17 protein-coding genes are annotated in these 14,782 nt (G+C 41.1%); 5 read left to right on the top strand and 12 right to left on the bottom strand.

What is annotated here, in order from left to right; all coding sequences use genetic code 11:
* The first annotated feature begins 96 nt into the window (after positions 1-96).
* Together ACOB82_RS07800 and ACOB82_RS07795 are read left to right on the top strand one after the other, a co-directional pair.
* Entirely contained in the window at positions 97-867 is a 771-nt protein-coding gene (locus ACOB82_RS07800) for a substrate-binding periplasmic protein (protein ID WP_448212409.1), read from the top strand.
* A gap of 123 nt (positions 868-990) precedes the next feature.
* Entirely contained in the window at positions 991-1,479 is a 489-nt protein-coding gene (locus ACOB82_RS07795; RefSeq protein WP_448212408.1) for a 2TM domain-containing protein, read from the top strand.
* A 144-nt stretch (positions 1,480-1,623) separates the two neighbouring features.
* Here ACOB82_RS07795 and ACOB82_RS07790 read toward each other — a convergent pair whose 3' ends face one another.
* The 4 genes from ACOB82_RS07790 to ACOB82_RS07775 all read right to left on the bottom strand — a co-directional run bounded on the left by ACOB82_RS07790 (position 1,624) and on the right by ACOB82_RS07775 (position 3,422).
* Positions 1,624-1,980, bottom strand: a complete 357-nt coding sequence (locus ACOB82_RS07790; protein WP_448212407.1) for a nuclear transport factor 2 family protein — start codon at positions 1,978-1,980, stop codon at positions 1,624-1,626.
* A gap of 209 nt (positions 1,981-2,189) precedes the next feature.
* On the bottom strand, positions 2,190-2,471 hold the full coding sequence (locus ACOB82_RS07785; protein ID WP_448212406.1) for a hypothetical protein: 282 nt from the start codon (positions 2,469-2,471) through the stop codon (positions 2,190-2,192).
* 85 nt (positions 2,472-2,556) lie between these two features.
* Positions 2,557-2,832, bottom strand: a complete 276-nt coding sequence (locus ACOB82_RS07780; protein ID WP_448212405.1) for a hypothetical protein — start codon at positions 2,830-2,832, stop codon at positions 2,557-2,559.
* 44 nt (positions 2,833-2,876) lie between these two features.
* On the bottom strand, positions 2,877-3,422 hold the full coding sequence (locus tag ACOB82_RS07775; protein WP_448212404.1) for a GNAT family N-acetyltransferase: 546 nt from the start codon (positions 3,420-3,422) through the stop codon (positions 2,877-2,879).
* A 181-nt stretch (positions 3,423-3,603) separates the two neighbouring features.
* Here ACOB82_RS07775 and ACOB82_RS07770 point away from each other — a divergent pair, with 181 nt between their 5' ends.
* Positions 3,604-4,296, top strand: a complete 693-nt coding sequence (locus tag ACOB82_RS07770; protein WP_448212403.1) for a PEP-CTERM sorting domain-containing protein — start codon at positions 3,604-3,606, stop codon at positions 4,294-4,296.
* A gap of 76 nt (positions 4,297-4,372) precedes the next feature.
* On the opposite strand, the gene ACOB82_RS07765 is transcribed toward ACOB82_RS07770, so the two are convergent.
* From ACOB82_RS07765 to recQ, 5 genes are all read right to left on the bottom strand, one after another.
* Positions 4,373-4,756: a hypothetical protein gene (locus ACOB82_RS07765; RefSeq protein ID WP_448212402.1), complete on the bottom strand. Its 384-nt coding sequence runs from the start codon at positions 4,754-4,756 to the stop codon at positions 4,373-4,375.
* A 47-nt stretch (positions 4,757-4,803) separates the two neighbouring features.
* Positions 4,804-5,250 carry a hypothetical protein gene (locus tag ACOB82_RS07760; RefSeq protein ID WP_448212401.1) on the bottom strand — a complete coding sequence of 149 codons (447 nt, stop codon included), beginning with the start codon at positions 5,248-5,250 and terminating at the stop codon, positions 4,804-4,806.
* Positions 5,251-5,632: 382 nt separating this feature from the next.
* A complete protein-coding gene (locus ACOB82_RS07755; protein ID WP_448212400.1) occupies positions 5,633-6,049 on the bottom strand; it encodes a hypothetical protein in 417 nt (138 codons plus the stop codon).
* Positions 6,050-6,071: 22 nt separating this feature from the next.
* Positions 6,072-6,866: a substrate-binding periplasmic protein gene (locus ACOB82_RS07750; protein ID WP_448212399.1), complete on the bottom strand. Its 795-nt coding sequence runs from the start codon at positions 6,864-6,866 to the stop codon at positions 6,072-6,074.
* Positions 6,867-7,044: 178 nt separating this feature from the next.
* Complete coding sequence (gene recQ, locus ACOB82_RS07745) at positions 7,045-8,862, bottom strand: DNA helicase RecQ (protein WP_448212398.1); 1,818 nt, start codon at positions 8,860-8,862, stop codon at positions 7,045-7,047.
* Positions 8,863-9,025: 163 nt separating this feature from the next.
* Between recQ and ACOB82_RS07740 the strand changes: the two genes are divergently transcribed.
* Both ACOB82_RS07740 and rarD read left to right on the top strand, forming a co-directional pair.
* On the top strand, positions 9,026-9,481 hold the full coding sequence (locus ACOB82_RS07740) for a thioesterase family protein (protein WP_448212397.1): 456 nt from the start codon (positions 9,026-9,028) through the stop codon (positions 9,479-9,481).
* Between the two features lie 105 nt (positions 9,482-9,586).
* Positions 9,587-10,513, top strand: a complete 927-nt coding sequence (rarD, locus tag ACOB82_RS07735; protein ID WP_448212396.1) for an EamA family transporter RarD — start codon at positions 9,587-9,589, stop codon at positions 10,511-10,513.
* A 13-nt stretch (positions 10,514-10,526) separates the two neighbouring features.
* Here the strand turns inward: rarD and ACOB82_RS07730 are convergent, their stop codons facing one another.
* The 3 genes from ACOB82_RS07730 to ACOB82_RS07720 form a co-directional block, all read right to left on the bottom strand.
* A complete protein-coding gene (locus ACOB82_RS07730) occupies positions 10,527-11,777 on the bottom strand; it encodes a diguanylate cyclase (RefSeq protein ID WP_448212395.1) in 1,251 nt (416 codons plus the stop codon).
* A gap of 17 nt (positions 11,778-11,794) precedes the next feature.
* A complete protein-coding gene (uvrD, locus tag ACOB82_RS07725; protein WP_448212394.1) occupies positions 11,795-13,972 on the bottom strand; it encodes a DNA helicase II in 2,178 nt (725 codons plus the stop codon).
* 67 nt (positions 13,973-14,039) lie between these two features.
* Entirely contained in the window at positions 14,040-14,777 is a 738-nt protein-coding gene (locus ACOB82_RS07720; RefSeq protein WP_448212393.1) for an HAD-IA family hydrolase, read from the bottom strand.
* Positions 14,778-14,782 lie beyond the last annotated feature (5 nt).

Raw genomic sequence — 14,782 nt, 5'->3', positions numbered from 1 at the left:
AATTGGCTTTGCTAAGGCAAAGCCTTTGAATAATGCCCACTAGTTACACGTTCAATAGCTATACTAAGTGAATAATGAGTAACAATACGCCTTGTAATGGTTAAACAACGCTTTTGGCGAGTATTGTTATTAGTGTTAAGCACTAATGCCTATGCTCGCGAAGATATTAGTATCCAACACACACTAACCTTAGCAACCACAGCTTGGTGTCCGTATACTTGTGACTCCAACAACTACCCACATGGCGTTATCGGTCACTACCTGACGACAATTTTAGCTGAACAAAATATTTCACTGCGAATCGTCAGTTTTCCTTGGGCCAGAGCAATAAAGTTAGCAACCGATGGCAGTATTGACGGCTTGTTAACAGCTGTACCATCAGAGGCACCACAATTAATTTTCAGTGGCCAACCAATTAGCCATTATCAAGTATGCTTTTACACCGCCAGCAACAGCACATGGCAATACCAGCAACCTTTAAATTTCTCAGGCTTAACCTTGGGTGTGATCAAAGGCTATGGCTACGGCTCACCGCTTGATGAATACCTTACTTCGCCGCCCGCCAACAATGCTATTGTCGAATTGTCTGGGCAACAAGGAGCCACTCGCTTAGCTGAGATGATATTGGCCAAACGAATTGATGTTTTCGCCGAAGATCAACTGGTGGTCAGCTCCTTACCAACTACTAATAAATTTGCGCCAAGTATGTTGCGCAATGCTGGCTGTATGAGCTCAGAACCTTTTTATCTTGCGCTATCGGATACTGAACAACACCGGGCCTTACTTCATAATATCAATGCAATACTTGCCGATGATACGAATCAGGCTTGGCTGGAAACTTTGTTTAAACAGCTAGCAAAGCATTAGTCTAATCATTTAGCTAAGTTATTGATTTAATTTAGCTGTCGTGTAATTGTCAGCATAGTGTCGTGGTGTTAATCCTGTAAAAACTTAATGATGAGCCCGCAAATGACAGCCAAGGAACTTTTAATGATTATCAAAAAATTACGCTTACAACGAGGTTGGTCTCAGGAACATTTAGCACAATGCTCAGGCTTAAGTGTTCGCACCATACAACGTATTGAACGCGGCCACAACGCGGGCTTAGAGTCATTAAAATCTTTAGCTGCAGTTTTTGAAGTAGAACTTACGACATTACAGCAGGAAAACAACATGTATACCGACAATTCACAAAACACAAACCAACCAAGTATCAGCGTAGAAGAAAAACAAGCCATGGCATACGTACAGGGCCTGAAAGAATTTTATTTACACTTAATTATGTTTAGCACTGTTATGCCAATACTCGTTGCCGTAAATTTAGTTTTGACACCAAATTATCAATGGTTTTGGTGGGTATTGATGGGGTGGGGTATTGGTTTATGTAGCCATGCTATTGGCACATTTGACTTAATCAATATCTTTAACAGCGACTGGGAAAAGAAACAGATAGAAAAGCGTATTGGACGGGAGCTATAACCGGCTTTGCCGGTTAACCATATCTTATCTATGAACGGTTAACCAAAAACAGATAATCTAAAGCCAACAGTAATCTGAGCTGATATGAACTGACAACCATCAGGTTCTTCAGCTCACCGCTAACTATGGCAGCCTGAAACTAATTTAACCGGGAATCGGCAAGTTATGCGCTTTTAAAAAGCTTAGCTTATCCCAATAGCCACGTTGAAAGACGATAAGCCCATCAACCACGTGAAAAAAGCCACAACCTCGCAGACCAATGGGATCTTTCCACTCTAAAATAGCCCATTCACCATCTTGAAAAATTTGTTCAACAATGCACACCATATCGGCTTGAGAAAATTCTTCAGCGAACATCTCAGCAATGGCTTGTTTGCCAACAACCGGCTCATTGGCCACTTGGTGGTTGACCGCATGTTCAGCATAAAATGTTGCTATTTGCTGAGCATCTCCGGCATTAAACGCCTCAACCCATTGCTCAACTAAAACTTTTGGCTGCATTACAGTTTTCTCCCCTTGGCCGTTATTGCCCTTATAATCTATCTGCCTATCATTCGACTAAATGTGCGATCTTTATCGATGATTTGATGCTTTGAGCAAGTAGTTCAAACTTCTACGCACCACGAGGTAATTCTACAATATAAAGCACCAGCGCAAATACCGCCGCCCGCTAGCCAGTGAAACAATACCGTTGACTTAGATAATTCTGGTTAATCATGCTTACCACCATCAATAACCTCAAATTCACTTTTTTGATGGCTTTTATCTTTATTTAGCATCTTCACCAACGCCAGTGCCGAATGACATGAAGCATTAACTTGTTCATTGCCAATATCGCTGTCAGCCTGAGTTTGAAGCATTAATTGCAGCGTGTTGATATATTCTGGTGGCAGCACTTTAAGTAGGCCAAAGATGATCTGACTTTGGGTATTAAGTTGGTGACTAAGTTCTTGATTCGCGGTAATGAGCTCTTTAATAATTTTACTTTCCATGCATTACCCTCCATTTAACCATTTAATAAATACATAGCTTAGCACAGTATTTAGCCAGCTCGATTTAGCTTAACTTAGGCCTAGCTTAAACTTGGCTGGGCAAGCTGCGCTTTAATCGAATTAAAACCAACATAATGGCAAAGTAGCCAATAAATTGCCCAAATGAATAAATAACAAGTTTAGGAGTAAACGGTAATTCCTCGCTAAAAAAACTTAACGCTAACATTGCGGGTGCCATAAAGAATTGGTAACCCCAAAGGCTAAAGTCAGCAAATTGGTAATGTAAGAAATTCGCTAAAAGGCCCATTGCCACACCAACAACGCCAGCTAATGTCGCCATTCGATATTTTGAATATTTCAAACCATTCATTTTTTATGTTCAACTTCTATAGCTAACGGAATATGTTAGCTGATACATGAGTGTTCACTAGCCAATATGGCATAGAGGTATTCATCTCCCCATGCCCCTTTAAAAAAGATATTCTGCTTAAAATGGCCTTCTTGGCGAAAGCCCAGCTTTTCCAATAATTTTACTGAAGCAATATTGCGAGTATCAGTGATTGCCGTTATGCGATGGCAATTTAGTTGTCCGAATGCATAATCGAGAAAACAGCTAACCGCTTGAGTTGCAATATTTTTTCCTTGATATTGTGGAGCCACAGTAAAGCCAACTTCTAGTTGTTCACAATCAATAAAATGTACGGCGATATCACCTAGTATTTCGTCATTAACGGCATCAGCAATGGCTAATTGATACCAATTTCCTTCTTCGCCAAATGTTGAATAATCCATAGCATTAAATAGTGCCAAGGCATCTTGATACTTATAGTCACTCCAGCTTTGATACACAGCAACAGCCTGATTTGAGCGATACTCAGTAAAACGAGTAAGATCTTTTCTCTCAAATGGTCGAATGTCTAAGTTCGCTGTTTGGATGTATGGAGCTTGCAAATCTGTACCTTTGAAAGTTCTTGGTAAGAAAGTAAGTTTTTGTCTGATTTTTTAACAGTTTTAAAAAACAAAAAACTCAAACCAAACTAACTAGTTGTTTTATCTGAGATTAAATTCATTGGCATATAGTTCGCTTATAGTTACTGATGGAAAAAATAATTTAACTAGAGGGCTATCTAAAATGAATTTATTTTTAAGGATATCACTGTTCGCTTCATTAACAATATTGAGTTTATTGTGCGGCCAAGCCAAAGCGGACTTAATATATGACGAGGATGTTACACCCGGCATCATTTTTGGTTCAGGTAATAGCAATGGTTTTTTTGTTGTAGATAGAAATAACAATATTGAGGTAGGCCTTAGAGCTAAGGTGCCCTATGCCGGTGAATATAATAGCGATGGTTCTGGCATTTACAATATGACTACTGGTGTTCACCCCAAATGGGGAGCACCAGGCGTAGGTTGGAATTATGAATTTTCAATTAATACAAATTTAGACGGAAGTGTTGATAACACCATTATTCTAGATGATTTATTTTTCGTTTTAAGTATTGATATGGATCCTAGCGATGGCGTTAATTTAATTGAGTTCGATCCTATTGATGTTTTCAGTGATAATGCGATAAGTAATGCCAACACCCTAGCTCAAAACTCTATGAATATTGGTTGGTTAGGTCTACCTGTAGATCCATTTGCAACAGGTGTATACGATTTTCAATTGTCTGTGTACGCTCCTCTTGTAGATCAGCAAAGTAGGCTTCTTGCTTCAACCGAAATGTCTGTACGAGTAGCAGCGGAGGTACCAGAACCTTCAAGTTTAGCCATCTTGGCATTAAGTGCAGGACTATTAACTTTTAGATTAAGAAAAGCATAAGTAATGCAACCTTGAATTAGGAATAGCTATGTTGATCACTTGGCTATTCCTATTAACTGCTGAATATTCTCCCCATTTATATTTTTATAAAATAAGCATTACCGCGACATACAGTATGTAATACGCAACTACCGGATGTTCTATCAACTTGACAGGAATCAAACACTAAGGCATTACCGCCCAATAACTGAGCCTCAATTTCCAGTTGCTCAATTAAGCCTTCAACACTGGGCCCTCGGTTGCCATCATATTGTCGGCAAAAGTCTGACTCAACATAACCCACCAAAGTGCCGCCACGCTCCCATACTTCATAATTGGTATAGCGTTTAACGACACTTTTTCTAATACTATTTTGGACTTTGTGTTTAGCGTACTTACCTAAATTAGAATTAAAGTTAGCGCTAGAGCAACCAACAAGCCCCGTGGTTACCAAGGCCAAAATCACAACCATATATTTCATGATACTTCCCTGTTTTACTTAACTTAATTGAGATGATAACACCGGCGTTACTGCAAAAACCTGTCCTTTTCATCTATAGCACAGTGCTCCACTTCTACGCTTTTATTGTTTCTATCGGTCAGCCAACATTCGTCATAAATAGAGCAATAGCATAGGGTGATTGTTAGGGAGTCATTTAATTTAAGCAGATCAGCTATTTTATCTCCTTGATATAACAACGGCTTAATAGTTTGTTGAGCAGGTAAAATACGGCGACTAACTTGCGATTGAGTAAAAACAGGTAGCCCTTCAATATCGTGCCAACTTTTCACTACTTTCCCGTCAACAGTTACTTTTACCTGTTGAATTAATGCTGGACCAGTTCCCGCATTAAATATGGAATAATAAAAACTATCTAATGTTGAGCTTTTCATGATTTCAACGCGCGGCCAAACTGACGCGCGAGCATAAGCACGATCAATATACGCCGAATAAATACCCACTACCGTAGTCACGACGCTAGAGCGCGTTGAACTTTGCTGTATGATTTTGCAGCAGTCAATTACGTTTGTATACAAGGCTAAGCTTATGTAGTGTGGTTATTCCACATAAATAAGCGAAAACGAAGTAGACAGACGTAATTGACGCTGTCTATCGATTCGTTTTAAAGGCTTTTATTCGTTGTTACACCGCATTTATTTGGAATAACCAAACCTCATTTGGTGTGCCTAGACTAAAAACCATTAAATTCGAACAAAATTTATACCACAAAGGTCAACACGCTCTATTAATAATGCAGAAAACGCGACAATCATTTCTGGTTGGCGATACCACTTAGCTTTCTCCATTTTAGTTTTTTCCATAAGCGCTTTAATTCCTTATTACGTTTAATTGTTATTATCGTGTTTGTTGATATTGAGTCAGTGATGGCTCAGCACAATCCATCGTTTTGATATATATGTTTCGCTCAGCCCACATCACTTCCATATCGTATAAGCAAAATGAGTAAAGGCTGGCATCTTCAACCCAGCCATGTTCGGTACGCACAGAAACTGAGGTAAATAGTTCATTATCATTTCCCCACCAGACAAGCACTAAATAATCACAACTGGCACCATCATGAAAAATGGCAAATGCTGCTGTGCTTTGCCAATCGATATGCCATTCAATATTTCGCGCAGCTTTGACTTGCTTTAATCTTGGCAGGTATTTTTCAAACTCAACATCTTGATTACAAGCCGAAATGGTATAAATTTTTACGCCGGTTTCATCAAGCCAGTCAGCATGGCTTGCAAGGGTTCTTGGTTTATACATTGCCAGATAAAGAAGTGGTAAATTATTGTTCTAGCATAATATTTTTTTGCCAATCGTCAATATCAATACCGTATTGCAGCAAAATAGCCAGCAACAGCGACTTCTTCTCATTCAGTAAAATCGCCATCCCTTGATCAAAAGCCTTAGCAAAGTAATTCGATTGTTCCGGATGTTTAGGTGACAAGGCAAGATAACCTACATTATTCACCGCCAAACAACCGGCAGGGTGAATATCATCACCAATCACTTGAGTTTTACTTAAGTAGCTAATTAATAAAGTATCATCAAGGAAAGCATCAAAGCGTTGAGTTTGCACCATTTTATACATGCGCTCAGGCACTTCACTACCTTTCATTAGCTTAACGTTATTTCCATCTTGTGCTTTTAAGTACTGATCTATGACTGCATCATATGAATAACCAGATGTGGCCAATAACTTGACATTATTAAGTGAATTAAGCCCTTGATATTGCCAGTTATTGTCGCTGGTATAAAAACAAAATTGCGACGCTGAAATAGGTTGTTTAGGAAAAATAAACCCTGGCACTTCTTGTTTAAAGGTAGGTAGCACGGCGTCAAACTCACCTTGCTCGACACTAGAAATCGCTCGGTCATAAGGGCGATTAACATACAACATTTCAATTCCAACTTGGGCAAATGCCGCTTTGGTAATTTCAATAACAAAGCCTTGCTGGTCACTTTTCGCATTGCAGGAATATGGGCACCAATAATCTGGCGCCACAAGCTGAATCTGCTTAGGCATTTCAGCCATTGCCAACAACGGCAAAACAGTTATCGCGAATAGCGCAAGCCTCATTATTCTCCTTACTCAAGTTCAATCAAGTTAGCCGCTCAAAAAAGAGTCTAGCGTATTGCATTTTATAATAGTGCTTTTTTAATAAAATACTTAACCAGCTCGTTATTTTTATCGTCCATTAGTCATTCAGTGTTTTCGAGAAGATTTGCTACGAGTTTTTATAACCAAGTCCCTGAGACTATTTAGTTAAACTATTGTGCGCTTTAATTAACGACAAAAACGACGCGCCATAACGCGCAAGCTTGGTATCACCAACACCGCTAACCATCAACATTTGGCTTTCTGTTTCCGGTTGACGGCGGGCAAGCTCAGACAATGTGGCATCATTAAATACAATAAACGGCGCAATATCTTCAGCGTCGGCAATTTCTTTACGAAGTGAGCGTAATTTAGCAAAAAGCTTACGATCATATTGTTTTTCCGCAGGTTTTTGTCGCCAATAGCTCGCTTGCTGCAAGCGAGGTGCTGCTAACATCAGTATTTCTTCACCTTTGAGTACGCTACGAGCCGCTTCGGTAAGTTTTAAGTGGGAATTTTGAGAAATATCTTGCTGTAAATAACCCAAATGAATTAGCTGACGTAAAATAGCAAACCAGTAACTTGGGGTTTTATCCTGACCAATACCAAAGGTTGAGACTTTTTCATGCCCCAGTTTTTGCATTGCTGGCGTTACCTGACCACGCAAAACAGACACCACATACTGGACATCACCACTTTGATCGATACGATACACACATGATAAGACTTTTTGCGCGACTTCAGTGGCATCAAATTCGGTGGGTGGATCAAGACAAATATCACAGTTGCCACAGCGATTTTTAGTAAACTCAGCAAAATAGTTAAGCACCACTTGGCGGCGACACGTTTGAGCATCGACAAAGTCTGTCATGGCATGAAAGCGCTGCAATACCACCTGCGCTCTGTGCTCATCTTCATGATCATTGATACGTTTTTTAATACGTTCAATATCCTGATCGTCATACAAAAACAAGGCTTCGGCAGGCAAACCATCACGACCGGCACGACCAATTTCCTGATAATAAGATTCTATGGTCCGTGGGGGCTCAAAATGCACGACATAACGCACGTTAAGCTTATTAATGCCCAAGCCAAATGCCACAGTGGCTACAACAATTTGAATATTGTCTTTAGTAAAGCCATCTTGAACAATCGCCCGAATTTCTGGCTCTAGGCCAGCGTGATAAGCCGCGCAATTTACTCCAGCTTTGGCTAAAAATTCGGTGAGTTTTTCCACTTGCCAGCGACTGCTGCAATAGACAATGCCAGAGTCATCTTTACGCTGCTTGATATAAGCTAATATTTGCTTTTGTCCGTGATACTTCTCCGCCAAGGTAAAGCGAATATTAGGTCGGTCAAAGCTATCGAGGTGAACATAAGGATTGATTAACCCCAACTGGTTAAGAATATCTTTACGCGTGGTGACATCCGCGGTCGCGGTAAGTGCCATTACCGGAATATGAGGAAATTGCTGTTTTAAACAACCGAGCTGGGTATAGGCCCGTCTAAAATCGTGTCCCCACTGTGAGATACAGTGCGCTTCATCAATAGCAAAAAGTTTAATTGGTAAACTGGCTAGCCCTTGCAGAAAGTAATACTGAGTTAAGCGCTCCGGCGCAACATATAACAACTTAATTTGACCGGCGGCTAAACGCTGGAAAATATCGTTCACTTGCTCACTGGTCAGTGACGAATTAACGAAAGCCGCGCTGATCCCCTGACGGGTAAGACTATCAACCTGATCTTTCATTAATGAAATTAACGGTGACACGACAATCGTGATGCCATCAAATAAGGTTGCAGGCAATTGATAACACAACGACTTACCGCCACCGGTTGGCATTAGCACCAAACAATCTTGCCCTGCCAATGCACGCTCAATAATCTCCGACTGACCAGCGCGAAAGTCGGTATAACCAAAATGATGTTTTAAAGAGTCGAGCAGGGTTGCTTCGGTGGGTAAGGCCGCTTGTGTCAAAAGAAATCCAAGGAATTAATGCTGGCGAGCATTTTAGCCTAAGCACTGCTGTTTCCCTAGTCACAGGGTTAAAAAATTTGCAAAAAACTGCTAGTCTAGTTAACAGATCTGACCAGCATAACAATGCATTTTAGTGAGTTCCCAATACTCCAGTGGAAACAATATGGACAAAAAAGATATATATCAAATGGTTACTGATATTTGGAATCAGAATATACCGTTTAATAATTTAGTAGGCTTTCATATTTCTCGATTTGATAGTCAACGTTCAGAAGTGACTTTTGCATGGAATGACAATTTAATTGGCAACCCCAAACAAAAAATATTGCATGGCGGCGTTACTGCAGCAGCACTGGATATGGTCGGTGGCGTGGTCGCGGCAGCCAATATTATTGCCAATATGGAAGAAGTCTCGCCGCAAATTATTCAAGAAAACCTTAGCAAACTCGGCACCATTGATTTACGCACAGATTTTCTGCGTCCAGGTCGAGGTGAGCATTTTGTTGCCACCGCTCATATTATTCGTAGTGGCAGTAAAGTCGCTGTGGCACGGATGGAGTTGCACAATGAACAAGGCGACCATATTGCCTTTGGCACTGGTACTTACATGGTTGGCTAAGTGACGAAATAAGCTCGGCAAAGGCGTAGTGCCTTAACTTGAGTTTATGATAGAATTCGCGCCCATTTATTTACTTAAGCTCAACCAAGCTAAGCGCGACACGCCATGTCATCTTCTCCAACACAAGCATCAACACCTGAAGCCAGTGCCAGTAACGCTGGTATTATCAATGCCATTCTTGCCTATGTCATGTGGGGCATAGCGCCGGTTTATTTTAAACTTTTGGCAGATGTTGGCGCAGGTGAAATATTAGTGCATCGCGTTGTTTGGTCGAGTATTTTCCTACTGATATTAGTCGTAGCGATCAACAAATGGCAGCAATTTATTGCCATTATCACCAACAAAAAAACCGTTAGTCGACTGGCACTAACGGCAACCATTCTTGGCGTTAACTGGTTTTTATTTATTTGGGCGGTAAATAATGATCATATTCTTGATGCCAGTTTAGGTTATTACATCAACCCGTTACTCAATGTTGCTTTAGGTATGGTGTTCTTAGGTGAACGCTTGAGGAAATGGCAGGGCATTGCCGTTGCTATTGCAGTATTAGGAGTAATGATTCAGGTAATTATGCTGGGGACGTTACCAATTATCTCACTGGCGCTAGCGGGTACGTTTGGAGTTTATGGCTTACTGCGCAAAAAGCTGCATGTTGATTCTTTTGTCGGCTTATTAGTTGAGTCATTAATTTTACTGCCTATCGCGCTTATTTATTGGCAATTCTTTGTCGTTAGTGAAGCCAGCAACATGTTGGCAAATAGCTGGCAACTTAATACCACGCTAGTATTAGCCGGTGTCGTAACCACCGCCCCGCTTCTTTGTTTTACCGCGGCAGCGAAACGCTTAACACTGGCAACATTAGGCTTTTTCCAATATATCGGCCCAAGTTTAATGTTTTTAATTGCGACGTTCTGGTACAACGAGCCATTAGCGCCAGCAAAATTACTTACCTTTGCGCTAATTTGGGGCGCGTTGGTGATTTTTAGCGTCGACTCATTCAATGCCAGACGCCTACGAAAGCGAGCAGCTTAAGCACAGTTCAAGTTTAGTCTTGCCCTGCAATACAAATTTGATTGCGGCCACCTTCTTTGGCCGCATACAAGGCTTTATCCGCGGCAACCAGTTGTTCATTTAAGCTATCAGCGCTATTAAATACCACGCCAATACTCACTGATACTGAAATTTGCTGATTTTGATAGGGCACTTGAGAAATCGACAGTTCACGTCTGAAATCTTCTAATCGGTTATAAAGCTGGTCTTCATCAACCCCTTTAAGTAAAACGGCAAACTCTTCACCACCTAAGCGCGATAACATGCCACCCGACAAATGTCTGCGCATATATAACGCCAGTACTTTAAGGACATTATCACCAGCGTCATGACCATAGTTGTCATTAATTTTCTTAAAGTAATCAACATCAATTACCGCTAAACAATACGGAGTTTGCTGGCTGATAAACGCTGGAATTTGTGCTTCAGCATGCATAACAAACGCTCGGCGATTTGGCAGTTCAGTTAAATAGTCGGTATTAGCAATACGATGGATTTGGGCAATGTTATTTAAGTTTTCGATATTTTGGGTTATACGACAATAAAACTCTTCAGGACAAAACGGTTTACGTAGAAAGTCGTCTGCACCGTTTTTAATAAAACGCGCTGAATGCACGCCATTACTGGCACCAGAAATGCCAATCACCGCTAATTTATCTCTGCTATAGCGTTTACGTATTTCATTGGTGAGTTCAATGCCACCCATCACTGGCATTTCCATATCTGTGATCACCAACTTAATATCATCATGCTCGGCCAGCACTTCCAACGCTTTAACACCATCACTGGCAACATAGACATTAAAATTACGACGTTTGAGTAACTCAACAATATGATTACGCGCGGCAATACTATCATCCACCACTAAAATGCCATTAGCTTTATTGGTTAACTGCCAGTGTAAAATGCGTTTTAGGTATAAAAATGCTTGACTGTTTTCTTTCGGAATGTAGTCGATCACAGGTTGTTCGAGAATTTTCTGGCGAGTGGTATCATCCATTTTCCCTGTTAGCACTACACTGGGGATGCCATGAGATAATACGCAAGCAATGGCTTCGCCATCGGATGCATCAGGCAATGCAAAATCAATCGTTGCCGCAAAAAACTGAGTATTGCCCTGCAGCAAAGCTTCCACTTCTGCCAGGCTATAAGCTACGGTAACTTCCAACTCAAGCGATTTACCAATTTGTTCAATCACTTTTGCCAATGCTTTACTATCTTCAACAACCAATAAACGCTCTGCCATAGTTACTCCTAAATGAACTATTCAAGAGGTGTTAAATTAGCGTATGACACCACCAACCATTTAATACCTACTTGCTCAAAATTAACTTGAATGCGACTTTGTGCACCGGAACCTTCATAATTTAGCACTACGCCTTCACCAAATTTTTGATGTAAAACACGTTGCCCTAAAGTAAAACCAGTATTTTCAAATGTTTCTGTAGTAAAGGTAGACGAAAAACGGCCAGTTGACACGGGGCGAGACACTTGGCTTTGCAAACGAATTTCTTCAACACATTCACTAGGTAGCTCACGCAGAAAACGACTCGGTTTATGATATTTTTCCTGACCGTATAATCGGCGACTTTCAGCATGACACAAATAAAGCTTTTCCATCGCGCGAGTCATACCAACGTAGCACAGGCGACGTTCTTCTTCTAAACGGCTAATATCTTCTTGTGACTGCTGCGACGGGAACATACCTTCTTCAAGGCCAGCAATAAATACCAGTTTAAACTCTAGGCCTTTTGCCGAGTGCATAGTCATTAACTGTACCGCAGGCTCGTATTCATCGGCTTGCGATTCACCCGCTTCCAACGCGGCATGCGTTAAAAATGCGGTTAATTTGGTTTGCTCTTCTTCAAGCTCAGGTTCCATTTCAAAGGTTTGGCAGGCGGTCACTAGCTCATTTAAATTGTCAATACGCGCTTGACCTCGCTCGCCTTTTTCCGCTTGATACATGGCTTTTAAGCCACTTTGACGAATAACAAAATCGACTTGCTGATCCAAATCTAAATTTGTTGAATCATCTTCAAGTTGGTCAATTAAATCGAGAAATACGCCAACATTCTTAGCCCCTCGCCCTTTAAGTGATTGCTCAGCTATCATGTGCTTGCAAGCTTGCCATAAGGTCATATCTAAAGATTTAGCACCGTTACGTAACAACGCAATTGTTTGTTCGCCAATACCTCTTGTTGGGGTGTTTATAATACGTTCAAACGCGGCATCGTCATCACGATTATTAATGAGGCGCATATAGGCTAGGGCATCTTTAATTTCTTGACGTGAAAAGAATCGTACACCACCGTATATACGATAGGACAATTGCGCCTGCAATAATGCTTCTTCTAACAATCGCGACTGGGCATTAGAGCGATATAAAATGGCAACATCATCTAAAGAGCCATTGTCTTCACGCCATTTAGTAATGCGACCGGAAATAAAACGCGCTTCATCAATTTCATTAAATGCGGTGTAAACTGAAATTTTCTCGCCTTCGCTGTCCTGCGTCCACAGCTCTTTTCCTAAGCGATTATTATTATTGGCAATCAGTTTATTGGCCGCATTGAGGATATTGGCGGTAGAGCGATAATTTTGCTCTAAGCGTATGGTTTGCGCGTCAGCATAATCATTTAAAAAGCGCTGAATATTTTCAATTTTGGCGCCGCGCCAACCGTAAATTGACTGATCATCATCACCAACAATCATGACCTTGCTTTGCGCTTTACCCAGCATAGTTAGCCAAGCATATTGAATGGCGTTAGTATCTTGGAATTCGTCCACCAAAATATGTTTAAAGCGCTGTTGATAGTGCGCCAGCAATGCCGGATGGTTTAACCACAACTCATGAGCGCGCAGTAATAATTCTGCAAAATCAACAAGGCCTGCACGATCACACGCTTCCTGATAACTTTGGTAAATATTGATAAAGGTTTGTTCAGTTGGATCATAGCCAGCATCGATATGCTTAGGACGCAACCCTTCATCTTTTTTACCATTGATATACCAAACCGCCTGCTTAGCTGGCCACTTCTTTTCATCAAGGTTTAACGCGCGAATAGTACGTTTAACTAAACGCAATTGGTCATCGGAATCTAATACCTGAAAACTTTGCGGTAAGTTGGCTTCTTGAAAATGCATTCTCAGTAAACGATGGGCTAAGCCGTGGAAAGTGCCCAACCACATACCAAAGACATTACCACCCGTTGCTTGCTCTACTCGGGCACGCATTTCAGCGGCCGCTTTATTGGTAAAAGTTACGGCTAAAATGCTATGAGGTGAAGCGTGCTCTACTTGCATCAACCAAGCAATGCGATGCACTAAAACTCGGGTTTTGCCACTACCGGCACCTGCTAGTACCAACATATTTTGCAGCGGCGCCGCCACTGCTTCGCGTTGATGGTCATTTAAGCCATCTAATAAATCAGAAACGTCCATCGCAAAATTGCTCTAGTTTGAAATCTTGTACTTAAAAAAAATTGATTTAACAACTAATGTTAAAAGCTTACGTTAATAAATAAGTTAGCTGAGTAATATCTGTTAACTCTAGATGAGGTAAAGTGCTTATTGGCTTTCCAACGTCATAGCAAGAAATCCATGCTGCTTGCATTCCTGCGCGCAGTGCGCCAGTAATGTCAGCATATCCACAATCACCAATATGTAGTATTTGATTAAGCGGCAAAGCTAAATCAGCGCTCGCCAGATGAAATAAATCACTGGCTGGCTTTTTCGCAGCACCATTGCCGGCATGATAAATAAAATCAAAATACTGATGCAGACCAATTGCCTTAGTATCAACATTGCCATTACTGATCGCCACTAAACGATACTGCTGACTTAGCGCATCAAGTAACGACAAGCTTGATGCCGGCACAGTAAAGTCGCTGCGTTTTTTCAGGAAATACGCCATTGCCTGTTCAGCTAGCTGGCTAGCCGTTTTATCATTAAGACCTAGACTAGCAATACCTTTGGTATACGTCGCTAATCGCAATGCCGATACATCGTGTTTGATTTCCGGCTGCAAATTAATCACAGCATGACGAAATGGTCGCCAAAAGTTGCGATCAAAGTTTTGAGGTAAGTGTGGAACTAGCTTAGCTAAAAGCGCTGGAAAGAATGCCAGCATTGCCTGCTCAGTCGCCAGCATCACCGGCTGATTACTGTACAGGGTATCATCTAAGTCAAAGCTTAGTGCCTTAACGATATTTAGCTTGCGATAAAACTTCACAGTAGGCTTTTTCACCCAAA

It is taken from the genome of Colwellia sp. MEBiC06753 (assembly GCF_053470325.1).
This window is presented reverse-complemented; position numbering and strand designations above follow the sequence as displayed.

Bases quoted from the DNA above. Each gene is read 5' to 3' on its own strand.
- ACOB82_RS07800 (WP_448212409.1), top strand. From the start codon at position 97: ATGGTTAAACAACGCTTTTGGCGAGTATTGTTATTAGTGTTAAGCACT.
- ACOB82_RS07765 (WP_448212402.1), bottom strand. From the start codon at position 4,756: ATGAAATATATGGTTGTGATTTTGGCCTTGGTAACCACGGGGCTTGTT.
- uvrD (WP_448212394.1), bottom strand. From the start codon at position 13,972: ATGGACGTTTCTGATTTATTAGATGGCTTAAATGACCATCAACGCGAA.
- ACOB82_RS07785 (WP_448212406.1), bottom strand. From the start codon at position 2,471: ATGGAAAGTAAAATTATTAAAGAGCTCATTACCGCGAATCAAGAACTT.
- ACOB82_RS07740 (WP_448212397.1), top strand. From the start codon at position 9,026: ATGGACAAAAAAGATATATATCAAATGGTTACTGATATTTGGAATCAG.
- ACOB82_RS07750 (WP_448212399.1), bottom strand. From the start codon at position 6,866: ATGAGGCTTGCGCTATTCGCGATAACTGTTTTGCCGTTGTTGGCAATG.
- ACOB82_RS07790 (WP_448212407.1), bottom strand. From the start codon at position 1,980: ATGCAGCCAAAAGTTTTAGTTGAGCAATGGGTTGAGGCGTTTAATGCC.
- ACOB82_RS07730 (WP_448212395.1), bottom strand. From the start codon at position 11,777: ATGGCAGAGCGTTTATTGGTTGTTGAAGATAGTAAAGCATTGGCAAAA.
- rarD (WP_448212396.1), top strand. From the start codon at position 9,587: ATGTCATCTTCTCCAACACAAGCATCAACACCTGAAGCCAGTGCCAGT.
- ACOB82_RS07755 (WP_448212400.1), bottom strand. From the start codon at position 6,049: ATGTATAAACCAAGAACCCTTGCAAGCCATGCTGACTGGCTTGATGAA.
- ACOB82_RS07770 (WP_448212403.1), top strand. From the start codon at position 3,604: ATGAATTTATTTTTAAGGATATCACTGTTCGCTTCATTAACAATATTG.
- ACOB82_RS07795 (WP_448212408.1), top strand. From the start codon at position 991: ATGATTATCAAAAAATTACGCTTACAACGAGGTTGGTCTCAGGAACAT.